21 protein-coding genes are annotated in these 21365 nt (G+C 64.5%); 11 read left to right on the forward strand and 10 right to left on the reverse strand.

All coding sequences use genetic code 11. The features are described 5' to 3' along the window. The first annotated feature begins 40 nt into the window (after positions 1-40). The 11 genes from atpC to ACFSM5_RS21490 all read left to right on the forward strand — a co-directional run bounded on the left by atpC (position 41) and on the right by ACFSM5_RS21490 (position 10138). Positions 41-421 (forward strand): ATP synthase F1 subunit epsilon, encoded by a 381-nt coding sequence (gene atpC, locus ACFSM5_RS21440; protein WP_379878868.1) that lies wholly within the window; start codon positions 41-43, stop codon positions 419-421. A gap of 164 nt (positions 422-585) precedes the next feature. Further along, a complete protein-coding gene (locus tag ACFSM5_RS21445; RefSeq protein ID WP_379878870.1) occupies positions 586-1416 on the forward strand; it encodes a ferritin-like domain-containing protein in 831 nt (276 codons plus the stop codon). A gap of 90 nt (positions 1417-1506) precedes the next feature. Further along, on the forward strand, positions 1507-2166 hold the full coding sequence (locus ACFSM5_RS21450; protein WP_379878872.1) for a DsbA family protein: 660 nt from the start codon (positions 1507-1509) through the stop codon (positions 2164-2166). Between the two features lie 30 nt (positions 2167-2196). Further along, entirely contained in the window at positions 2197-5697 is a 3501-nt protein-coding gene (locus tag ACFSM5_RS21455) for an AAA family ATPase (protein WP_379878874.1), read from the forward strand. Between the two features lie 390 nt (positions 5698-6087). Next, positions 6088-6432 (forward strand): AtpZ/AtpI family protein, encoded by a 345-nt coding sequence (locus tag ACFSM5_RS21460; RefSeq protein WP_379878876.1) that lies wholly within the window; start codon positions 6088-6090, stop codon positions 6430-6432. Between the two features lie 35 nt (positions 6433-6467). Then, the gene (locus ACFSM5_RS21465) at positions 6468-7202 is read left to right on the forward strand and encodes a F0F1 ATP synthase subunit A (RefSeq protein ID WP_379878878.1); all 735 of its coding nucleotides are present in this window, start codon (positions 6468-6470) and stop codon (positions 7200-7202) included. A 69-nt stretch (positions 7203-7271) separates the two neighbouring features. Continuing rightward, positions 7272-7496, forward strand: a complete 225-nt coding sequence (locus ACFSM5_RS21470; protein WP_379878880.1) for an ATP synthase subunit C family protein — start codon at positions 7272-7274, stop codon at positions 7494-7496. A gap of 144 nt (positions 7497-7640) precedes the next feature. Next, positions 7641-8132, forward strand: coding sequence for a F0F1 ATP synthase subunit B family protein (locus ACFSM5_RS21475; RefSeq protein ID WP_379878882.1), 492 nt, complete (start codon positions 7641-7643; stop codon positions 8130-8132). A 1-nt stretch (position 8133) separates the two neighbouring features. After that, positions 8134-8616, forward strand: a complete 483-nt coding sequence (locus ACFSM5_RS21480) for a F0F1 ATP synthase subunit B family protein (protein ID WP_379878884.1) — start codon at positions 8134-8136, stop codon at positions 8614-8616. 29 nt (positions 8617-8645) lie between these two features. After that, entirely contained in the window at positions 8646-9401 is a 756-nt protein-coding gene (locus tag ACFSM5_RS21485) for a GNAT family N-acetyltransferase (RefSeq protein ID WP_379878886.1), read from the forward strand. Next, positions 9395-10138, forward strand: coding sequence for a GNAT family N-acetyltransferase (locus tag ACFSM5_RS21490; RefSeq protein WP_379878888.1), 744 nt, complete (start codon positions 9395-9397; stop codon positions 10136-10138). The genes ACFSM5_RS21485 and ACFSM5_RS21490 overlap by 7 nt, the downstream gene beginning before the upstream one ends. A 165-nt stretch (positions 10139-10303) precedes the next feature. Here ACFSM5_RS21490 and phhA read toward each other — a convergent pair whose 3' ends face one another. The 10 genes from phhA to hisS all read right to left on the reverse strand — a co-directional run bounded on the left by phhA (position 10304) and on the right by hisS (position 21221). Continuing rightward, positions 10304-11152 (reverse strand): phenylalanine 4-monooxygenase, encoded by an 849-nt coding sequence (gene phhA, locus ACFSM5_RS21495; protein WP_379878890.1) that lies wholly within the window; start codon positions 11150-11152, stop codon positions 10304-10306. A 60-nt stretch (positions 11153-11212) separates the two neighbouring features. Beyond that, positions 11213-11965: a class I SAM-dependent methyltransferase gene (locus ACFSM5_RS21500; RefSeq protein ID WP_379878892.1), complete on the reverse strand. Its 753-nt coding sequence runs from the start codon at positions 11963-11965 to the stop codon at positions 11213-11215. A 53-nt stretch (positions 11966-12018) separates the two neighbouring features. Beyond that, the gene (locus ACFSM5_RS21505; RefSeq protein ID WP_379878894.1) at positions 12019-14283 is read right to left on the reverse strand and encodes a glucosaminidase domain-containing protein; all 2265 of its coding nucleotides are present in this window, start codon (positions 14281-14283) and stop codon (positions 12019-12021) included. A 17-nt stretch (positions 14284-14300) separates the two neighbouring features. Next, positions 14301-14900: a nucleotidyltransferase family protein gene (locus ACFSM5_RS21510; protein WP_379878896.1), complete on the reverse strand. Its 600-nt coding sequence runs from the start codon at positions 14898-14900 to the stop codon at positions 14301-14303. Positions 14901-15145: 245 nt separating this feature from the next. Next, the gene (locus ACFSM5_RS21515) at positions 15146-15571 is read right to left on the reverse strand and encodes a DUF1178 family protein (protein WP_379878898.1); all 426 of its coding nucleotides are present in this window, start codon (positions 15569-15571) and stop codon (positions 15146-15148) included. Between the two features lie 62 nt (positions 15572-15633). After that, entirely contained in the window at positions 15634-16656 is a 1023-nt protein-coding gene (locus ACFSM5_RS21520) for a DUF4167 domain-containing protein (RefSeq protein ID WP_379878900.1), read from the reverse strand. 260 nt (positions 16657-16916) lie between these two features. Next, positions 16917-17774 (reverse strand): peptide chain release factor N(5)-glutamine methyltransferase, encoded by an 858-nt coding sequence (prmC, locus tag ACFSM5_RS21525; protein ID WP_379878902.1) that lies wholly within the window; start codon positions 17772-17774, stop codon positions 16917-16919. Beyond that, entirely contained in the window at positions 17764-18831 is a 1068-nt protein-coding gene (prfA, locus tag ACFSM5_RS21530) for a peptide chain release factor 1 (RefSeq protein ID WP_379878904.1), read from the reverse strand. The genes prmC and prfA overlap by 11 nt, the downstream gene beginning before the upstream one ends. After that, a complete protein-coding gene (locus tag ACFSM5_RS21535) occupies positions 18828-19970 on the reverse strand; it encodes a glutamyl-tRNA reductase (protein ID WP_379878906.1) in 1143 nt (380 codons plus the stop codon). The genes prfA and ACFSM5_RS21535 overlap by 4 nt, the downstream gene beginning before the upstream one ends. A gap of 15 nt (positions 19971-19985) precedes the next feature. Further along, positions 19986-21221, reverse strand: a complete 1236-nt coding sequence (hisS, locus tag ACFSM5_RS21540; RefSeq protein WP_379878908.1) for a histidine--tRNA ligase — start codon at positions 21219-21221, stop codon at positions 19986-19988. Positions 21222-21365: the final 144 nt, after the last annotated feature.

Below are 21365 nucleotides of genomic sequence, written 5' to 3' on the forward strand. Positions count from 1 at the left end.
CCCCTGGCTTTCCTGATCGAACCTTTGAAGGAGTAACCCGATGGCGACCGAACAGACAGTCGGCAAGCTGGCTTTCGAGCTGGTCTCGCCCGAACGGCTGCTGATGTCCAAGCCTGTGGACATGGTGGTGATGCCGGGTACCGAAGGCATGTTCGGTGTCCTGAAGGGCCACGCCCCGCTGATCGCCACCCTGGCGCCCGGCGTTGTGGACGTCTATGAGGCAGGCCAGATCGTCGACAAGATCTTTGTCGGCGGCGGTTTTGCCGAAGTGACGGGCGAGCGTTGCGTCGTTCTGGCCGAGACGGCTCTGCCGATCAGCAAGATCGACCGCGCGGATGCCGAAGCGAAGCTGGCAGCTGCCACCACGGAAGACGCCCGTCGTCTGTATCGTGCGATGGCCGAGGCTGCCAAGGCCGCGTAGGCTGACGCTCAAGACTAAGAAAAAGCCCGGGGACAGGTTCTCCGGGCTTTTTTATTGCAGCGCGATGACAGCTCCTGTCCTATCGTCTTGGAAATGCCACGGTCTCTGCCCACATATGCGCGGATTTCCGCAGTGGCTTGGACGCCGACTTTGTAGGTGAATTGATGAAAAACTGGTCCCTCGACGATATTCCCTGGGATAAGTTCGATCCTGCGCTGGTCGATCCCGAGACCGTGAAAGTCGTGAAGGCTGCGGCGATGGTCGAGCATAATGCCGCCGACTATGTCGCCTATCTTTCCAATGTCTTTGCCGACGATCCAAAGTTCCTGGAAGTTGTGCGCCATTGGGGCGACGAGGAAGTCCAGCACGGCGAGGCGCTGCGCCGCTGGGGCGAGCTGGCCGATCCGACCTGGGATTTCGAGAAATCCTTCAAGACCTTCCGCGAGGGCTATTCCCTGCCGCTGGACGCGAACGAGAGTGTGCGCGGCAGCCGGGTGGGTGAACTGATTGCCCGCTGCATCGTCGAAACCGGCACTTCCTCCTGGTACACCGCGATCCGCGAGGGCAGCGAGGAGCCGGTGCTGAAGGCAGTCTGCAAGGTGATCGCCGCCGACGAGCTGCGCCATTACAAGCTGTTTTATGATCATCTGCGCCGTTATCTCGAAGCCGAACAGGTATCGAAATGGGGCCGCCTCAAGGTTGCCGCCGGTCGTATCGGCGAGACCGAGGATGACGAACTGGCCTATGCCTATTACGCGGCGAACTTTGCCGATCAGAATGGCGGCGGCGTGCCCTATGACCGGTTGCGCCATTCCAATGCCTATATGCGCCGGGCCTTCAGCTTCTACCGCCCGCACCATCTGGATCGCGGCATGGCCATGATCTTCAAGGCGGTTGGACTGACCCCGAATGGCCGTCTGCAGATGGTCGCGAGCAAGGCCGCCTGGTGGCTGATGCAGTCGCGCACTAAGAAACTGGAGAAAGCGGCGGCCTGACCGTATAAAGGCCACGTTCTAGCCAATTTTGTCGGCGCTGATGCGTTGCTCGCGGACAGTCGGTCCGCCCAGATCTTTTGAGGACGGACGATGAATTCGAAACTGATGGTTGGCGTCGCGGCGGTTGTGGTCGTGGTGGTTGCCGGTGCCTTGATCCCGACCTTCATGGATTCGGGTTCCTCCGGCTCCTCGACCGGCAGCAGCGCGGTTTCGGCCGAAGTTGCCGAAGTACTGAAGCTGCGCGATGGCGACGTCATCCTGGGCAATCCGTCTGCCCCCATCACCATCGTCGAATATGCCTCGCTGACCTGCCCCCATTGCGCCAGCTTCTCGACCAACGTGCTGCCGCAGGTAAAGGCGGAATGGATCGATAGCGGCAAGGCCAAGCTGGTCTATCGTGATTTCCCGCTGGACCGCGTTGCCCTGCGTGCCTCGGTCCTGACGCGGTGCCTCCCCGCCGAGCGTCGCTATCCGTTCATCGACGTGCTGTTTAAGACCCAGAATCAATGGGCCGGTTCGCAGGATGCCAATGCCGCGCTCGCCCGTACTGCCAAGCTGGCGGGCCTGGGGGACGAGCAGGCCAATGCTTGCGTCGCCGATACCGCCAATGAAAATGCCGTCCTGCAGAGCCGCCAGGAAGCCAGCACGAAGCTGTCCGTGCAGTCGACTCCGACGATCTTCGTCAATGGTCGTGTCGCCGAACATGGCAGCGTCGAAAGCTTCACCGCTGCCCTGAAGGCGGCGCAGTAACGGCACGGCCCCAGCCGGTCAGGCGCAGCGATGTTTTTTACCAAGCTGCGCCTTGCTGGCTTCAAATCCTTTGTCGAAGCGACCGAGGTCCCCATTGCCAACGGCTTGACCGGGGTGGTGGGACCGAACGGCTGCGGCAAATCCAACCTCGTCGAAGCCATGCGCTGGGTGATGGGCGAGACGTCCGCCCGCCAGATGCGCGGCGGCGAGATGGACGACGTCATCTTCGGCGGCACCACCGGCCGTCCGGCGCGTAACTTCGCCGAAGTCTCCCTGACCATCGACAATGCCGACCGACGGGCGCCCGCGCAGTTCAATGACGCGAGCGAGCTGGAAGTCACCCGCCGCATCGATCGTGGCAAGGGGTCGCTCTATAAGGTCAATGGCCGCGAAACCCGCGCCCGTGACGTTCAGCTGCTGTTTGCCGATGCCGGGACCGGCGCCCATTCGCCCTCCCTGATCAGCCAGGGCCGAGTTGCGGCGATGATCGCGGCGCGTCCTGCCGACCGCCGGGCCATCCTGGAGGATGCCGCCGGTATCGCCGGTCTGCAGTCCCGGCGCGGTGAGGCGGAGAGCAAGCTCAAATCCGCCGAAGCTAATCTCGCGCGTCTTGAAGATGTGCTGGCGACCCTGCAATCCCAGGCCCAGAGCCTTGCCCGGCAGGTCCGTCAGGTGCAGCGCTATCGCAGCCTGTCCGAAGAAATCCGCAAGACCGAGGCGATCCTGCTGGCGGTCCGCTGGGCCGAGGCCACCAGCCAGCGTGAACAGACCGCCGAAGACGTGCGCCGGGCCGAACGTGCCGTAGGCGAGGCGACGGGCAAGACGGCCGAGCTGTCGACCCTGGAAACCGAAGCCAGCGCCATTCTTCCGGAGCTGCGTCAGGCAGAGGCGGCGGCATCTGCGCAGGTGCAGCGGCTGGCCCTGGCCCAGGGCGAGATCGAGGCCGAAGAGCGTCGCTATGGCGAAACCCGCAGCCGTCTGGTGGCGGCGCTGGAGCAGATCGCCCGCGATATCGAGCGTGAAAAATCCCTGGCTGGCGATGCCGATGGCGCCATCCGCCGCCTGGACGAGGAACGCCAGAGCATCACGGATGCCCAGGAGGAAGAGGCCGAGGCGCTGGAGCTGGCGGCCGAAGTGGTTGCCGAGGCCGAGTTGGCGGCAGAGGAAGTCGAAGCCGCGTTGCAGGCCGCGACCCAGCGCGCGGCCGAGCTTGAAGCCAAGCGCGCCTCCTTCGACCTGCGGCTGGCCGAGCTGGATAACCGCTATCAAGCCCTCGACCGGGATCTGGCGGGCATCGAGGATCGCCGCGCCGCCTTGCAGGCCGACCTGGATGGCGCAGCCTCCCCGGAGGAATCCGAGGAACGGCTGATGGCCGCCGAGGAACGGCAGGAGCGGGCCAGTGCCTTGCTCCAGGCCGCCGAGGAAAAGCGCATCGGGGCTCAAGGCGCCGAGAGCGAGGCGACCCGCACGCTCCAGGCTATCGAAGGCCGTCTCGTCGCCCTTCAGGCCGAGGTGCGTGGGCTGGAAGCCGCTCTCAAGGCCTCGGCTGGGTCGGATGATGCCGGGGTGCTGGATAGCCTGACCGTGACCTCCGGCTATGAGGCGGCGCTGGCGGCGGCCTTGGGTGACGATCTGGATGCGCCGGTGGCGGAAACCTCCGATGGTCCCCATTGGCTGCCCAACCCGCCGGATATCGCCGTGCCGGGACTACCTGCGGGTGCCCAGCCGCTTAGCCGTTTCTGTCAGGCGCCTGCCGCCTTGAAGCATCGTCTGGCGGCGACCGGTGTCGTGAATAGCCTGACACCCGAGCTGCGGGGCCAGTTGAAGCCCGGTCAGCGGCTGGTGACGCTGGAAGGCGCGCTCTATCGCTGGGATGGGTTTGGGCTGGCCGCCGGGGCGCCGACCGCCGCTGCCCTACGTCTGGCCCAGCGTAACCGGCTTGCCGAGCTGCGGATGGAGCTGGAAGGGCTGGAGGAAGAGGTCGAGATCGCGCGCGATGCGGTCACCGCCGCCAAAGGCCGCGCGACCCTGGCCCAGGAAGCCGAACTATCGGCCCGTGCCGACGAGCGGGCGGCAACCCAGGCCCTGGCCGGGGAGCGCGACCGCCATGCCAAGATCGTGGCCGCCCATGCCGGGGCGACCCAGCGCCTGGCTGCACTCGATACCGAAACCGAGCGCCTGACAACCGAAGCCGAGCAGGTGGAAGCCGCGCTGTCCGCCACCATGGCCGAACAGGATGCGCTGCCGGATGCCGCCACCCTGAAAGCGGCAGTTGGCGAGGCGCGCGGACAGGCCGCCGAGGCCCGCGCCCGCATTCTCACCGCCCGCACCGCCCGCGATGCCGTGAAGCGCGAAGCCGAGATGCGCCGCCAGCGGCTGGCGTCCCTGGCCCGCGAGGCAGAGGAATGGCGCAACCGGGCAGGCGGTTCGGACGAACGGCTGGAGGAATTGGCCGAACGTCGGTTGGGCGTCGAGGAAGATCTCGCCGCCCTGGAGGATCTGCCCGCCGAATTGCAGGAGCGCCGTCAGAATCTGATGGGCTTCATTGAGAAGGCCGAGGCTGACCGCCGCAAGGCGTCCGACGCCCTGGTCGCCGGGGAGCGCACGGTGCTGGAGGCGACCCGAGCGGCGCGCGAGGCCGAGGCGGCGGTGATGAACGCCCGCGAGACGCTGATCCGCGCCGAAGCCAAGCGCGATGCCGCCATCGAGGAAGCGCATCGCGTCGCCGACCGCATCCAGGAACGTCTGGGCTGCGCTCCCCATGAGGTGGCGGCGCTGGCGAATGTCGATCTGGAGCAGGCTTTGCCTGCTGTCGAAGCGGCGGCCCAGAGCCTTGAAAAGCTGACCCGCGACCGCGACGCCCTGGGCGCCGTCAACCTGCGGGCCGAGGAAGAGGCGGCGGAGCTGGAAACCCAGCTGACGAGCCTGACCGAGGAACGCGAAGATCTCACCCAGGCGATTGCCCGCCTGCGTACTGCCATTACCCAGATCAACCGCGAAGGGCGCGAGCGTCTGCTGGCTGCCTTCGAGGAGGTGCGCAAACATTTCGAGGAGCTGTTCACCCGGCTCTTCGGCGGCGGTCAGGCCAAGCTGATCCTGACCGAAAGCGAGGATCCGCTGGCGGCGGGCCTGGAAATCCATGCCAGCCCGCCGGGCAAGAAGCTGCAGTTGCTGTCCCTACTGTCGGGTGGCGAGCAGGCGCTGACGGCGCTGTCGCTCATCTTCGCGGTCTTCCTGACCAATCCGTCGCCGATCTGCGTGCTCGACGAAGTGGATGCGCCGCTGGACGACGCCAACGTCGATCGTTTCTGCGGCTTGCTGGATCAGATTTCTGCTGCGTCGGGGACGCGCTTCCTGGTCGTCACCCACCATCGCCTGACCATGGCCCGCATGGAGCGTCTCTATGGCGTCACCATGGCCGAACGGGGCGTCAGCCAGCTGGTCTCCGTCGACCTCGCCAGGGCCGAGCGCATGCGCTTCCCCGAAAAAGACCCCCGCAGCCCCAGCCTGCCCGGGTTGGAGCGGGAATAGGGGGGGCTTTTGGGGGGTATAATCCTCGAGCTTCGCCCTCTTTAAGGCCGTCATCCTCGGGCTTGACCCGAGGATCCATGGCGGTTGCTCGACACCGACCCCTACGCGGTTTGTGGAAAGATGGATCCTCGGGTCAAGCCCGAGGATGACGAAAGATAGTGAACCGCTACTCATTAGTCAGATAGATCATTCGTCAGCAATCGATCTATCTGACTAATGAGTCGCCGCGACCCTCCCATCTCGGGAAGGGCAAAACGTCGCTGCTACAGAAAAAGCGTCACTTCCGCGCTGTTATCCACACCCGCGCCTTGACAGGGCATGAGCCACGCTCTTATGGTGCGCCGCGCTATGCCAGGGGCGGAAGTCTCGGCATTGAGGAGTTGGTTTGCCATGGCTGAGGAAGAGACCCCGAAAGGGTTCGATGAGCGCCTCAAACGCCTGGAGGCTCAACGGGGGTTGAGTGAACCGGAGCCCGCCCAACAGGCGAGCAAAGGGGGGCTTAACCAGGGCATGCGCGCCGGGACCGATCTGGTCGGGGGCGTGCTGTTCGGGATCGGGGTCGGATACGGCCTCGACCGTTGGCTGGATACCAAGCCTTGGTGCCTGATCATCTTCTTCTTTCTGGGCACAGCAGCGGGATTCTTGAACGTCTATCGTTCACTTTCGGGCTACGGCTATGGGGTCGGGTACCGGAAGGACGGCAAGACGAAAAGCAACGACACGCCCCATGCCTGACGGCATGTGGCAGCCTTCTTGTGGGAGAGCATCAGGTGGCAGCAGGACATAGCCCTCTGGAGCAGTTCGAGATTAAGAAGCTGGTCGATCTCAACATCGGCGGCATCGATATCTCGTTCAATAACTCTGCTGCCTGGATGATGATCGCCGTCGTTCTGATAGCGACGCTGATGCTGGTTGCCGGCAGCCGCCGCGCGATGGTGCCGGGCCGCGTGCAGTCGATGGCCGAGGTTCTCTACGGTTTTGTTGCCGATCTGGTCCGCCAGAATGCGGGCAAGCAGGGGATGAAGTATTTCCCCTTCGTCTTCTCGATCTTCATGTTTGTGCTGTTCGGCAATCTGCTGGGCATGCTCCCCTATTCCTTCACCTTCACCAGCCACATCATCGTGACCTTTGCGCTGGCGATTTCGATCTTCATCATGGTGACGATCATCGCCCTGGCCCGTCACGGGCTGCATTTCTTCAGCTTCTTCCTGCCCGCGGGTGTTCCGCTGTGGCTGGCGCCGCTGATGATCGTGATCGAGGTGATTTCCTACTGCGTGCGTCCGATCAGCCTGTCCGTCCGTCTGTTCGTCAACATGATGGCCGGTCACACGATGCTGAAGGTCTTCGCCGGTTTCGCCATCAGCCTGCCGATCTTCGCCTCGCCGCTGCCGGTGGTGATGATGTCGGCGCTGACGGCCCTCGAAATTCTCGTCTGCCTGCTGCAAGCCTATGTCTTCAGCGTGCTGACCTGCCTCTATCTCAAGGACGCGATCGAACTGCACTGAGCAGTCGAGCATCCTCGGGTTTCGTTAGTTAGTTCTGTTTCTACAGTCTCGTTTAAGGAAGGAAGTACCATGGACGTTCAGGCTGCAAAGATGATTGGTGCCGGCATCGCCGTTATCGCCCTCTTCGGCGTCGGCATCGGCCTCGGCAACATCTTCTCGACCCTGATCGCTTCGATCGCTCGCAATCCGGCCGTCGAAAGCAACCTGCGCGGCGTCGGCATGCTGGGCTTCGCGCTGACCGAAGCGGTCGCGCTGTTCGCCCTGCTGATCGCCCTGCTGATCCTCTTCGTCTAAGGTTCTCTGACACGGACCGGTTCGCCGGTCCGTGTTATCGGACCACCCGCCGGATGGCTTGCCGTCCGGCCTTTGGGTTCAAAGGTGTCGCCCTGAGTCGGCTTCTCGTCGGCCGGGGCGCGCGGATTTTTCCAGGGAAGCGTGATGCCCCAGCTTAATCCCGCCTTTTTCTCGATGCAGATCTTCTGGGTCGCCGTTTCATTCATCCTGCTCCTCGTTCTGATGAGCAAGGTGGCGCTGCCCAAGATCGCCAGCATTCTTGACGAACGCTCGGCCCGCATCGATGGCGACATTGCCGCTGCCAAGGCCGCGCGCGATGCTGCCGAGGCATTGTTTGCCGAGACCGAGAAAAGCCTGCTTGCCGCCCGCGCTTCCGCGCAGGAGGTCATGAAGGCCGCCCAGGACTCGGCCGATGCCGAAGCCAAGCGCCGCGAGCTGGAACTTGCCCAGCGCCTGTCGGCCGAAGCCAGCGCTGCTGAAGCGCGGATTGCGGCTGCCAAGCAGTCGGCTCTCGATAACGTGCGTCAGATCGCGACGGAAGTCGCCGCTGCCGCCGCCTCGAAGCTGACCGGTACGACCGTGTCGGAAGCTGACGCCGCTGGCGCCATCGACCAGACCCTGCGGGAGCGTGCCTAACATGCTGCATGATACCAATTTCTGGGTGCTGCTCGGTTTTGCGCTCTTCGTTGCCGTCGCCGGCAAGAAGATCTGGAACGCCCTGACCGCGCTGCTCGATAACCACACCGCGACGGTGCGGGCTCAGCTGGCGGAAGCCACTGCCCTGCGTACCGAAGCCGAGGCCCTGCTGGCCAAGGCCAAGAGCGAATCGGCCACCGCACAGGCCGATTCGACCCGGATCGTGGAACAGGCCAAGCACGCTGCTGCCGAGATCAGCAAGGCTGCTGCCGCCGATCTGGAAGGTACTCTTGCCCGTCGCCAGAAAGGCGCCCTGGACAAGATCGCCCAGGCCGAGGCCGCTGCCCTGGCCGAAGTCCGGTCGGTTGCCGTCGATGTGGCGATTGCCGCCACTTCGAAGCTACTGGTGGAAAAGACCTCGGGCGCGCTTGCCGGTCAGATGATCGATCAGGCGATTGCCGACCTGCCGGGCCGGCTCAACTGAGCTCGTCCCTGGACGGATCTGATAGCGTGATGGCCGCCTTGGGAAACCTGGGCGGCCGTTCGCTTTTGGCGCTGGAGCAGGTGCAGCTCGCCAGCTGGCCTGCTCGCCGCACGGTGCTGCTGGATGGCTGGGCCATCCGCCTGTCGAGCGGCGTCACCAATCGATCCACCTCCATCAATGCCCTGACCGAAGGCCGCATGCCGCTATCGGCGCGCCTGACGGAAGCCGTGGCGCTGTTCCGGGCCGCAGGCCGCTGCCCGGTTGCCCGCATCACGCCGCTGGCGGAGCCTGCCTTGGATCCGGTGCTGGATCGTCTGGGCTGGGAGCGTCTGGCGGAAACCGATGTGCAGGTCGCCGATCTCTCGGCAGCCAGGCCGGACGCGGGCGTGGCTTTGGTGCCGGTGGCAGAGCCCAGCTGGATCGGCGCCTTGGCCCATGGCGGCGCCAGCCCGGAACGTATCGCCGAACATCGCGAATTGTTGGGCCTGTCGCGGGTGCTGTCCGCCTATGCCTATATCGGCCCTGCGGAGGCACCATTGGCCCTCGGCCTCGGCACCCTGGAAAACGGAGTGCTGATGCTGCATGAGATCGCAACAGCACCGCAAGTCCGGCGCCAGGGCCTGTCCGACCGCCTCTGCCGCGCCTTGATGGCTTGGGGGCAGGAGCGGGGGGCGACGACGGCCTTGCTGCAGGTTGTGGCGTCTAACGCACCGGCGCACGCTCTCTATGCTCGCCTGGGTTTTTCTCACGCCTATAGCTACTGGTATCGCCGCGCCCCATGCTGAACCTGACGCCCGATCAGATCCGCCCGCTCGAAGAAATCCAGCTGTCGACCTGGCCGACGCTGCGCACAGCGCTTGTGGATGGTTATGTGGCGCGCCTGGGCAATGGCGTTACAGGCAGGGCCAATTCGGTGAATGCTGTCTATGCTTCCACCCGGCCTGCGCCGGAGGTGCTGGCGGAGCTCGAAGAGCTTTATAAAGCTGCCGGTCTGCCGACGGTATTCCGCGACACGCCGTTGCTGCCCGACGCCATGCGCGAAGCCCTCACGGTGCGGGGTTATAAAACCTTCAAGCCGTCCGTGGTACAGCTTGCCCAGTCTCTGCCGGAAGCGGAGGCCGATCCCGCCGTCGCCTTCAAGCCGAAGCAGGATAATGCCTGGCTTGACGCCCTGGGCGCCTGCGGTGTGGTGCGCGGCCTGCTGGAGAAACACCGGGCGCTGCTGAGCCTGATCGCCCATCCAGCCCGCTTTGCGACTTTAAGCGAAGACGGTGAAGTGCTGGCGGTTGCTCTGGGTGTGCTGGATCGCGGTCACTTCTGCATCTATGAGGTCAATACCGCCCCCGCCGCCCGTGGGCGCGGAATTGGCAAGCGGTTGATGCGCGCGCTGCTGGCTGAAGGGCGCAGGATGGGCGGCACGAAGGGGTTGTTGCAGACCCAGGGCGATAATGAACCGGCGCGGGCGCTGTATCGGGGTTTCGGCTTCGAAGTAATTTACCCCTACGGCTACTGGCAGAGATAACCTCGCACCTGAAGAGAATCTGTCATCCCGGACGTGATCCGGGATCTTGGGTAGACGAGCCGCGTCCAGGTGTTGAAGAAACCCTACGCAGTGTGGCCACACAAGATCCCGGCTCGAAGGCCGGGATGACGAGGTCAATGAGGTGAGGCCTTCGGGGAAGGAGGCCTAAGCCGCCGGTCGTGTCCTGCCCGTCCCCCGATTGAGTACCGTATCTTCTGGCTGGATCTCCCCGGCTTCGACTTCCGGCAGGGACTTCAGCGTCTCATAATAGCCGGTGAAATCGGGGCGGGTGGCCTCGAACAGCTGCTCGTAGCTGTCGATGACGAAATAGCTCTCCTGGAAATCATCGATGCGGTAGCGGGTCCGCATGATCCGCATCAGATCGAATCCGATGCGGTTGGGGGCCGAGCTTTCCAGGCTGAAGACGCTTTCGCCCTGGCTGGAGACGATCCCGGCACCATAGATGCGCAGGCCGTCCGGCGTGCGGATCAGACCGAATTCCACGGTGTACCAATAAAGGCGGGAGAGATTATGTAGCGCCCCCAGCTGCATGGCCTTCACGCCGCCTTTGCCATAGGCCTGCATGTAGTCGGCAAAGACCGGGTTCACCAGCAGCGGGACGTGGCCGAAAACATCGTGGAAGACGTCCGGCTCCTGGATGTAGTCCAGCTGCTCGGCCGTGCGGATGAAGCAGGTGGAAGGGAAGCGGCGGTTCGCCAGATGGTCGAAGAAGATATCGTCCGGCACGAGGCCCGGCACGGCAACGATCTGCCAGCCCGTGCGGGCGCCGAGGATATCATTGAGGCGCCGGAAGTCCGGAACACCATCGGAGCTGACGTTCAGAATATCGATACCGTCCAGGAACTCCTGGGCAGCGCGGCCTTTCAGGATCTGCTGCTGACGTTTGAACAGGGTGGCCCAGATGGCGTGCTCTTCGGCCGTATGGGCGTCCCAATTCTGGTCGATGGTAAAGTCCGCCCGGGTCGACTCGGGGCGATGCGGATGGTTCTGCATGATGTCGCGATCCACTGCTGTGAAGTGGCAATATAGCGACATAGTTACATCGGAAACTAATTACCGCAAGTCTTCCCGCTGTGACACCCGGGTCGCGCGTCCCGGCATGGCGGGGATCAGCAGCTGGCGCCGTTTCTCGATCTTGCGCGGGGGCGGAACGGCGTAGAGCTGCTTGGAGGCTTCGACCAGGACGACGCCCGCTACGGTCGGGAACCAGCGCCCGCCAAAACCTTCCAGCGTATTGGCCATCCGCAGCATCATTCGTCCGTTCGAGGGGGGGACGTAGAGCGCCTGATCCACCTCGGTCGGGGTGAAGAGATTGTCGCGCAGCAGGCGTGTCAGCTGCCCCGGCGAATAAGGAGAACCGGAACCAAACGGCGTGCGGTCCAGCCGCGCCCAGATGCCCCGTCGGTTGGGGGCAATGACCAGCAGCCGCCCGTTGCTGGCCAGCACCCGCCAGATCTCGCGCAGCATGGGGCGAACCTGTTCCGACCGCTCCAGGGCATGCACCAGCAGCACGCGGTCGACGGATCCGTCCGGCAGGGGCAATTCGCCCTCATCGGCCAGAAACACGGCGTTCAGTTCGTCGGGCGGCCAGCGCAACACACCCTGGCTTGCGGGCATGCAGGCGATGGTGCGGACACCATCCTCGCGCAGCTGGCGCAGGAAAGGGGTGGCATAGCCGAGGCCCATGACGCTCATCCCGTCGAGCTTGGGCCAGAATTTGGAAATCCGCTGACGCAGAATGCGCCGGGTCACCTGCCCCAGGCGGCTCTGGTAAAAATCGCGAAGATCGACGACGTCATCATACATGGCTGCCCACTATAGGCACGGTTTGATGTCGGTGCGATAGCAGCGGCTGCGACTTATTCGAGACTGGTGCCCGCGCGGAACCGGGCGTCGTCATAGGCCAGCAGATTGTTGCTGACGATCAGGCCGCGGATGGTGCGGATATAGGCGTCGCCCCGTTCGGAGTATTTCTCCAGCTCGCCGATCAGGGCGAGGCCGTTGGGGCGCTGACCCTTGGTGCGCAGCTGGGCGCGGCGCTCGCGGAACTTGGAATAGGCGCGATGGGTATTCAGGTTCTTCACATAGGCATAGACGCCTTCGTGCAGATCGTCGAAGGGCCGCTGCTGGCGCACGGTAGTGCCCGACGCCTTGACCCAATGCACCTGCCCGAACAGCGCATTGCCGCTGACCGCCATGTCCGAGGTACCCCAGCCGCTTTCCTCCGCCGCCTGGGCCAGGGCTAGGGACGGCGGCACGATGTCGAGGCGGCGCATCAGTTCCAGGAAATCCCATTTCTCCATGCCGATTTCGGCGATGGTGGCATCGAGGAAGTCCTTCTCTTCGGGCGTCAGCTGGGCAACCTCGACCTTGGGTGCGAGATCGATGATCCGGCGACGCAGATAGAGCACCCGCTCGTTGGCATGCAGGATGTGGGGCAGGATCGCGCGCATGAACAGCTTCTTCTTGCGCTCGCCTTCCTCGCGGTCGAAATCCACCGGCAGCTTGCGCAGGAAGAAGCCCGGCACCGACAGCATGGATCCGGTCCCATAATCGAGGTCGCGCAGGATGGTCACGAACTTGGCCACATCCTTGGCCGCCCCGTGGGGAACCAGTGCCATCGGCCGGTCGCTGACAACCGCGCCGCCAGTCGTATCCGGGGCGACGTCGAACATGCGCAGGGCCTTGAAGGCGCTGATATCCACATCCTCGACCCGGGGGGAGGAGGAGGGGCTTTCGGCCAGATGCAGGCTCGCGACCTTGGGCAGGGCATCCAGGCGCAGGCGCGGCAGGGGCGTATCGGCCAGGCGGGCGAAGATCTCGGCGCGGTTCTCGATCGGCTCGCTGGGGGTGGTCGGGCGGCGCAACGGCGCTTCGCCAATCCAGGCTAGGGTGACCGGCGTCGGCTTGATCGGGCCTTCGCCGCCTCGTGGCGCGCGGGGGCTGCGGACATCCACCAGGGCAAGCTTTGGCGCGGGCGGGGGCGCTTCGATCCGGGCGACGGGGCGCGGATAACTTGTTTCCATCACCAGCACGACCGGCGCGGGCGGGCTGTCCTGGGGCGTCTGGTTCGGCGGGCGGCTCTGTTCCGGCACCATCATCGGGCCGGTGGTCAGGTCCAGCCCTTCGAAGCGCCGCCAGTCGGGTGACCGGATATCGGCGAGCAGGCTGCCGGTTGCGGCAAGGGGCTCGCTGACCGCGACGGCAGCGAGGGCGCGTGGGATTTCGCCGACGGCCGGACGCAGCCGCGGCAGGGGCTCGGGCGTCGGCAGGGCAGCGACGGCGGCTTCCGGTACCAGCGCCCGCTGCGGCGTCAGGCGATCCTCGCTTGCCAGCAAATTTGCCGGTGGCGGTTCAGCTAAAGGACGCACCAGCGGGCGCGGCAGCTGGTCGGCGCGCGCTTGGAGCACAGGGGCCTGTGTTTCGGACACCGGCGGCATCAGGGCAGCGAACAGGTCGGGCTGGCCGCTCGGGGTGGGCTCGATCTCGGCCAGCAGAGGGTCTGACGCCTTTGGCAGTGGATCGAGGCCAGGCAGGCTGGCTACCGGCACATCGTCGGGCAGGCCCGGACCGGGCGCGGGCCAGCTTTCCGGTGGCGTTGCGCGGGCGGGTGCGGTGGGCTCCCCGAGGGTGTGGTTCTCCGGTGCCGGGAAATGGTCTGCGACGGCGTCAGGGGCGGGATGCACCTCCTGGATCGCGGCGAGGCCGGGCGGGGCGGCCAGGGCATCGGGATTGCGGAAAGTGATCTGCGGCGGCTCACGCAAGGAGCGGTCGAGCCTTGTGATCAACCGCTCGGTCGGCGGCGGCAGCGCCTGACGGTGGGGCTCGGGACTAAGGCCAAGATCGGGTAGATCTGGCGGCCCCATCTCCACCACCACATAGCGGCGCATATCGGTCGGAACGCCGGGAATCGTGCGATGGTCGACCGGCGGCGGCAGGGTCGACGGACCCAGGGCGATTTCGATGCGGGGAGCCTGCGGGGGCGGATTGCCCGCTATCAGGACGACGGCGGCGACGGCACTTTCCAGGGCGGTCAGTCCGATGATGGCATGCCAAAGGGACCGACGCGGAGGCGCCGATGCCGTCAGGACCAGAAGGGAGTTCTCAAGACGTCGCCGCTCCATAGCGGCCGCAGTCTAACTTAAAGTGTCACCGTAGGCGATTCAGGTAAGACACGTTCAGACCACGGTAAGACTAACAGGTGTGGCCATTCCGCAACCCACCGTGTGGTTTTCTTGACATAGACTTCTTCGGTGGTCAGGCGTCCATTTGCGCGTATTACGCCGTCAAAAAGATCCACTAGACCAAAGGGAGCACATATCTGTAGGTGCTTGCCAACTTGTCTGACCCCAAGGGTGGTAGAGGTGGTGGGATAGCTGGCGATGGCGTCGGGCGTGTCGCGATAGGGCGGGCAGGGCACGCCGAACTTGGCTTCGAACCAGAGCGGCACCCGCGCCTGATTCTTGACGTCGATGGGAAGCGGGAATTCGGCGAACTTCGCCTCCAGCGCCGCTTCGGTGTCGGCAGAAAGATCCTGCGGGTCGAAATAGACGATATCGAGGTCGCGGATGCCCTGCAGGGCAGGCTGTCCGGCCTGATGGTTCCAGACGATCCCGGCGATGGAGCCTGCCACCAGCCAGGCATCGGGCAGGTTGAGTGACTCGATCTTCTCAAGGACCGACTGGAGAAGTGGTACGTCGCGGATCAGATCGGTGAGGTGCGCTGTTGGGTCAGGGGTCATGATCTTCTCATCTCGTCATCCCGTGGCTTGACCACGGGATCTCCTCCGGGAGCCTGTCTAGTCGTGCTGAGATAACATGGAAACGCCCCCGGAGGAGACCCCGGGATCAAGTCCCGGGGTGACGACAAGGCACAAATGGCTGGAGACCCCGGGATCAAGTCCCGGGGTGACGACAAGGCACAAATGGCTGGAGACCCCGGGATCAAGTCCCGGGGTGACGAGGTTTTTGAGGATGTAGACCTATCTCAATTATCCAGCTGGACCCAGGGGATCTGGCCGACTTCGATGCCTTCGTCGGCAAGTTCGGCGGCCTGATCGGCGCTGGCCTCGCCATAGATGCCGCGCTTGTCGGCTTCGCCATAATGGATGCGGCGGGCTTCCTCGGCAAACTGGCTGCCGACATAGTCGCAGTTGTCTTCAACTTCGCGGCGGATGGTCTTGAGGGCCTGCATCACGGCGGCCTGGGCCTGTTCAGCCTCGGTTGCCTGGGTGGCTTCCCGTTTTTTGGAGGAGCGGACGGCCGGGGCCATCAGGGCCTTGGACACGTCCAGCGATCCGCAGACAGGGCACGACACTTCATGCGCCGCAGTCTGGGCGTCGTAGGTGGCACTGTCGCGGAACCAACCATCGAACTGGTGGCCGCCGGTGCATTGCAGGCTGTAGACGATCATGACGAACTATAGATGGCCCAGCCGCGCGCGCAGGACAAGCACTCGCGGCTGGGGTCTTTAGATTATTCGCCGGCCGGTTCGGCCGTCTTGACCTTCGGCGGACGACCGCGACGGCGGGGAGCTGCCGGGGCAGCTTCGCCAGCGGCGTCACCAGCCAGCGGCAGATCGGCCTGGGGTGCGGCTGCGGTCGGCTGTGCTACCGGAGCCGGGGCAACCGGCTCGGCTGCGACAGGCGCCGGAGCGACGGGGGCAACCGGCGCTGCAGCAACAGGCGCGGGGGCCGGTTCATAGGGCAGCGGCGCTTCGGGCTGGGGCGCATCGAGTTCCATCGGGCGCGGCTGACGCGGACGGCGTCCACCCCGATCCTCGCGCGGACCACGATCTTCACGCGGTGCGCGGTCTTCACGGGGGCCGCGATCTTCTCTGGGGCCACGATCATCGCGCTGGGCCCGGTCTTCGCGGGGCGCGCGATCTTCACGTGGTGCGCGATCTTCCCGGGGGCCACGATCTTCACGGTCGCCACGGTCGAAGTTGCGATCCTGGTTACGATCCGGGCGGTCGCCGCGCTCGTTGCGGTCCCGATTGCGTTCGGGACGGTCGCGGTAGCCCTCGTTCTGCTCGGAACGCTCACGCGGTTGATCCTCACCACCCTCGGTGGGCTCGCCGCCTTCTTCGCGGCCCTGCTGATCGGTGCGCTGCGATTGCTGCTGATTATTCTGGCCTTCGCCTTCCTCGAACTCGCGCCCCTGCTGGTTAGGCAGATACGGGCCGGTGCCCTGGGCCTCGTGAGCGGCGTTGATCAGGCGATAATAATGTTCGGCGTGCTGGAAGTAGTTCTCAGCCTGGATGCGGTCACCGCTCGAGGTCGCGTCGCGTGCCAGCGTCAGGTATTTTTCATAGACCTGATAGGCGTTACCGCGCACGCGGACATCGGGTCCGTTGCTGTCGAAATTCTGGTGGCGAATATTCTGCGGGCGGCCGCTCTGGCCATTCTGGCCACCGTGGTTACGCTGGCCGTGGTTGTGACCACCGCCCATGCCGCCGTTATTCTGTCCCCCTTGACCGCGCCCACGCGAGCGCTTCATATGCGGACCTTGTCTCATGGCACCTTGGCTGAGTTATTGTCACCGAAAAGCTAAGGGAAAGCGCCGAAATGCGCGATTCCCGCCTTATCGGTCGTCGCCCTGAACCATTAACGGCAGGGTCCGACCCCTAGCGTGCGTCCGGCCCCATCTGAGCCGATCACCGAAGCTTCCCCAAACCTGAAGAACTTCGTATTGCTGGAATAGAGGCAAGCTATCGTCACTATCCCATGCTTGCCAAGGGCTTTTTTTCTAAAAGTCGGTCAGGCTTGTGCTTTAAGTCCGACGACTACACGATCCCGGCCACCAAGATCCGGCAAGACGGCGACCTCGGTCAGTCCGGCTGATTTAAACAGATCGGCGACGCGCGGCCCCTGATCCCAGCCGATCTCCACCGCAAGCCAACCGCCTTTCTTGAGCCGCGCGGGCGCCTGTGCGGCCAGAATGCGATAGGGGCCGAGGCCATCGGGACCGCCATCAAGCGCGCGGGCCGGGTCGAAATCCTTCACCTCCGGCGCGAGCGCCAGGACATCAGCACTTGGGATATAGGGCGGGTTCGACAGAATCAGATCGAAAGTCGCGCCGATGCCGGTCAGCCAATTGCCAAGCTGAAAACGGGCGCGCGGTTTCAGGCCCAAGTCGACGGCATTGCGGCGCGCGACCCTCAGAGCGCCGGGGGCGATATCCACCCCGACGCCTTTGGTCTGGGGGCGTTCGCTCAGGATCGACAGCAACAGGCAGCCGGTGCCGGTGCCGAGATCGACCATACGATAGGGCGCCGTGCGCTCCGGCAGACGGGCAAGACAGGCCTCGACCAGCGCCTCGCTATCCGGGCGTGGCTCCAGCGTATCCGGGCCCAGGCGGAAATTCAGCGACCAGAACTCGCGATACCCCAAGATGCGTCCCACCGGCTCGTTCCGCTCGCGCCGGGCGATCATGCGGGCGAAGCGGGCGCGCTGGGCTGGCTGCAGGGTCTGGACGCGGCCCAGGGTCAGGTCGGCAGGCTCGACCCCGCAGGCAGCGGCCAGCAGGAGGCGGGCATCGAGTCGGGCCGTGTCGTTTCCAACGGCGGCAAGCCGCTGGGTGGCGCTGACCAGGAGGGCGTCGGCCTCAGTCGACATCGGCGAGGCGGGCGGCCTGATCCTCGGCAATCAGCACTTCGATGATCTCGTCCAGCGCTTCACCCGAGACGATCTTATCGATCTTATAGAGCGTCAGATTCACGCGATGATCGGTGACGCGGCCTTGCGGGAAATTGAAGGTGCGGATGCGCTCGGACCGGTCACCGCTGCCCACCTGATTCTTGCGGCTGGCGGCGCGTTCATTGTCGATCTTCTGACGTTCGAGGTCATAGAGACGAGCGCGCAGCACACGCAGGGCCTTGGCCTTGTTCTTATGCTGGGACTTTTCGTCCTGCTGGCTGACCACAAGGCCGGTCGGCAGATGGGTGATGCGCACCGCGCTGTCGGTGGTATTGACCGACTGACCGCCCGGACCCGAGGAGCGGAACACGTCGATGCGCAGATCTTTTTCTTCGATCTGGATATCGACTTCTTCGGCTTCCGGCAGCACGGCGACGGTGGCGGCGGAGGTGTGGATACGGCCGCTGGCCTCGGTTTCCGGCACGCGCTGAACGCGATGCACGCCGCTTTCGAACTTGAGGCGCGCGAACACATTCTGGCCCTGGATGGCGGCGGTGGCTTCCTTGATGCCGCCCAGGCCGGTGTCGCTGACTTCCATCACTTCAAAGCGCCAGCCGTGGATATCGGCATAACGCTGATACATGCGCAGCAAGGTGGCGGCGAATAGGGCGGCTTCCTCACCGCCGGTACCGGCGCGCACTTCCAGGATGGCGTTCTTTTCGTCGGCCGCATCCTTGGGCAGCAGCTCGATCTGCAGGGCGCGCTCAAGTTCCGGCAATTTGGCTTTCAGCTCGTGAAATTCGGCTTCGGCCATATCCCGCATTTCGGGATCGCTGTTGTCCTGCATCAGGGCAGCCAGCGAGACAAGCTCGTCCTTGGCCTGATCGAGATCGTTGATCTTGGCGACCAGTGGCGTCAGGTCCGAATATTCCTTGGAGAATTTGACGAAGTCCGACGTCGGCAGCTCGCCCGCCAGAATATCGTTCAATTCGAGGTGGCGGGCCTTCAACCGGGCCAATGTATCGCTAAAGCTCACCGTTCCGAATCCTTGTCAAAATCATCCATCAAACCAAACAACTGCTGCGCGGCTTGCCCAAGCGCCGGATCCGCTTTTGGACCCAGGGACGCCCGGAGGCGGTTCAGCAGCCGGTCGGCAAAGTCACGCGTGGCCTTGTCGGCATCGCGCGGGTGCCGGGTCAGGGCCGCCACCCGCTGTGCATCGATCAGCGCGTCCAGTGCGCCCAGCACCGCAGACTCGCCTTCCGCCGATGCAACCAGCTTGTCGATCAGGCTGGCTGCCTGCGTCAAGACCGATGCGCCGTCTTGATAGGCCATATCGGCAAGATCGGCCAGCGTGTAGGTGAAGATATCGTCAAACTCGGCGGCATCCGGTGCCACGTCGGCAGGCAATCCGCCATCGATCAGCAGGATCGGGCGGCGGCGGCGGACCTTCAGAGCGGTGCGCAGATCCTCGGCCTCGATCACCGGACGGCCCAGGCTTAGGCCTGTGACCACGATATCGCCGCGGGCCAGACTATCGGCCAGCGGTTCGGGCGGGACGGCCTGACCGCCCAGGCGCAGGGCAAACTCCCCATCCCGCGCCAGGGTGAAGATGCTGCCGACGCCCGCTTCGACAAAAGGTTTGGCGAGTGTCTCTGCGGCTTCGCCGATCACCAACAGGCTCGCCTGTTTCAGACCCCCATGCAGACGCTGGGCAGCGGTGACGGCTTGGATGCCGATGCGCTTGGGATAATCCGCCAGCCCACCAACCGTTCTTGCCTGATGGGCGATCCCCAGCGCCATCATGACCCGCTGGCCAAGGTCGCTGCCGAAAGCACCGTGGGCGGAAGCCGTACGGGCGGCGGCTTTCACATGGTCGGGCATGCTGGGATCGCCGGTCAGCGGCGATTCCAGGCCTGCCGTCACCCGCGCCAGATGGCGCAGGGCGGCGCGGTCCCAATGGATATAGGGCTCGGGCGCGCCCAACTCCTGCCAGACCATCAGCGGCCCCAGCGGATCATTGGCGGTGCCATGCAGCTCCACCCGGTCGGGGGCGATCAGCCACAGCGCCTCCCCGCAGCCGGGCGGCAGGGCGGGATGGGGCAGATCGGCCAGCAGATCGCGCATCGGCTGGCTGGCGCGCCGGAAATCGACCCCAAGGGCAAAGGGGCGCATCCGGCGCTGTCCGGCTTAGCCCAGATGCCGCAGCAGATCGGTCAACGCGACTTCGGCCTGTTCGCCGCTGTCGAGATCACGGACTGCCGCCACACCCTTGGCCAACTCATCCTCACCCAGGATGATGGCCTTGGTGGCCTTGAGCTTATTGGCACGCATCAGACGCTTCTTCAGGTTTCCGGAGAAGCCGACATCGACCGTATGGCCTGCCTTGCGCAGCTGATGGGCCAGTTTCAAAGCTTCGGTTTCGGCAGCTTCGCCCAGCGGTACCAGCACCAGGGGACGGGCCACTTCCGGCTCGAACCCCAGCATCATCGACAGGCGCTCGATGCCCGCTGCCCAGCCCACACCGGCGATATCGGGGCCGCCCATGTCGCGGATCAGCCCGTCATAACGACCGCCCGCCATGACTGTCCCCTGGGCGCCAAGCTCAGTCGTTACGAACTCGAAACAGGTGTGGGTGTAATAGTCGAGACCACGGACGAGGCGCGGGGCCAGCGTATAGGGGATGCCGATGGTATCGAGGCCCCTGGTCACGCCGCCAAAGAAATCCTTGGCCTCATTGCTCAGGTACTGCTCGAAGGTCGGAGCGTCCTTGACGAAGACCCGGTCGCCTTCGTCCTTGCTGTCCAGGATGCGCAGCGGGTTCTTTTCCAGGCGCAGCTTGCTGTCTTCCGACAGCTTGTCGCGGAAGGCGCTGAAATACTCGACCAAAGCCGCGCGATAGGCGTTGCGGCTTGCGATATCGCCCAGGGTGTTCAGCTCAAGCTGCACACGGGACAGGATGCCGAGATTATCCAGGATATCGGCGCCGCAGGAAATTACCTCGACATCAGCGAGCGGCGTGGTCGGGCCGATCAGCTCCATGCCGATCTGGTGGAACTGGCGCTGGCGTCCCTTCTGCGGCCGCTCGTAGCGGAACATCGGGCCGTTGTAGAACATCTTCAACGGCAGGTTCTGGGCGAGGCCGTTGGAGATGACGGCGCGCGCGACACCGGCCGTGCCTTCGGGGCGCAGGGCGATGCTCTCACCGCCGCGATCCTCGAAGACATACATCTCCTTGGTCACGATATCGCTGGTCTCGCCCACGGTGCGGGTGAAGACTTCGGTGAATTCGAAGATCGGCGTTTCGACACGCTCGAAGCCGTAGCGACCCGCCGTCTGCCGGGCGGTATCGATCACCGCGCGGTGTCGACGCTCGTCCTCGGGCAGAAGGTCATGGGTTCCGCGCACCGGCTGCAACTGCGCCACGGCTGATCTCCTAAGAGCATGGGGGTGAAAAACAACAGCTTTCGCCTAGCCGACGCGCCCGCGCACGTCAAGCGCCGATAGGCTCTTGAGGGGGTGGGAACGGGCCGCTAGGGTGATATTTCATTTCTGTGACGAGTAGATCTC

It is taken from the genome of Lacibacterium aquatile (assembly GCF_042683105.1).
In the GTDB taxonomy this organism is placed as follows: domain Bacteria; phylum Pseudomonadota; class Alphaproteobacteria; order Elsterales; family Elsteraceae; genus Lacibacterium; species Lacibacterium aquatile.

Coding starts and splice junctions, on each gene's coding strand:
- ACFSM5_RS21505 (WP_379878894.1), bottom strand. CDS start 14,283: ATGGAGCGGCGACGTCTTGAGAACTCCCTTCTGGTCCTGACGGCATCG.
- ACFSM5_RS21485 (WP_379878886.1), top strand. CDS start 8,646: ATGGCCGCCTTGGGAAACCTGGGCGGCCGTTCGCTTTTGGCGCTGGAG.
- ACFSM5_RS21470 (WP_379878880.1), top strand. CDS start 7,272: ATGGACGTTCAGGCTGCAAAGATGATTGGTGCCGGCATCGCCGTTATC.
- ACFSM5_RS21455 (WP_379878874.1), top strand. CDS start 2,197: ATGTTTTTTACCAAGCTGCGCCTTGCTGGCTTCAAATCCTTTGTCGAA.
- ACFSM5_RS21535 (WP_379878906.1), bottom strand. CDS start 19,970: ATGCGCCCCTTTGCCCTTGGGGTCGATTTCCGGCGCGCCAGCCAGCCG.
- phhA (WP_379878890.1), bottom strand. CDS start 11,152: ATGCAGAACCATCCGCATCGCCCCGAGTCGACCCGGGCGGACTTTACC.
- prmC (WP_379878902.1), bottom strand. CDS start 17,774: ATGTCGACTGAGGCCGACGCCCTCCTGGTCAGCGCCACCCAGCGGCTT.
- atpC (WP_379878868.1), top strand. CDS start 41: ATGGCGACCGAACAGACAGTCGGCAAGCTGGCTTTCGAGCTGGTCTCG.
- ACFSM5_RS21520 (WP_379878900.1), bottom strand. CDS start 16,656: ATGAAGCGCTCGCGTGGGCGCGGTCAAGGGGGACAGAATAACGGCGGC.
- ACFSM5_RS21445 (WP_379878870.1), top strand. CDS start 586: ATGAAAAACTGGTCCCTCGACGATATTCCCTGGGATAAGTTCGATCCT.
- ACFSM5_RS21460 (WP_379878876.1), top strand. CDS start 6,088: ATGGCTGAGGAAGAGACCCCGAAAGGGTTCGATGAGCGCCTCAAACGC.
- ACFSM5_RS21500 (WP_379878892.1), bottom strand. CDS start 11,965: ATGTATGATGACGTCGTCGATCTTCGCGATTTTTACCAGAGCCGCCTG.
- ACFSM5_RS21510 (WP_379878896.1), bottom strand. CDS start 14,900: ATGACCCCTGACCCAACAGCGCACCTCACCGATCTGATCCGCGACGTA.
- ACFSM5_RS21480 (WP_379878884.1), top strand. CDS start 8,134: ATGCTGCATGATACCAATTTCTGGGTGCTGCTCGGTTTTGCGCTCTTC.
- ACFSM5_RS21490 (WP_379878888.1), top strand. CDS start 9,395: ATGCTGAACCTGACGCCCGATCAGATCCGCCCGCTCGAAGAAATCCAG.
- ACFSM5_RS21450 (WP_379878872.1), top strand. CDS start 1,507: ATGAATTCGAAACTGATGGTTGGCGTCGCGGCGGTTGTGGTCGTGGTG.
- ACFSM5_RS21475 (WP_379878882.1), top strand. CDS start 7,641: ATGCCCCAGCTTAATCCCGCCTTTTTCTCGATGCAGATCTTCTGGGTC.
- ACFSM5_RS21515 (WP_379878898.1), bottom strand. CDS start 15,571: ATGATCGTCTACAGCCTGCAATGCACCGGCGGCCACCAGTTCGATGGT.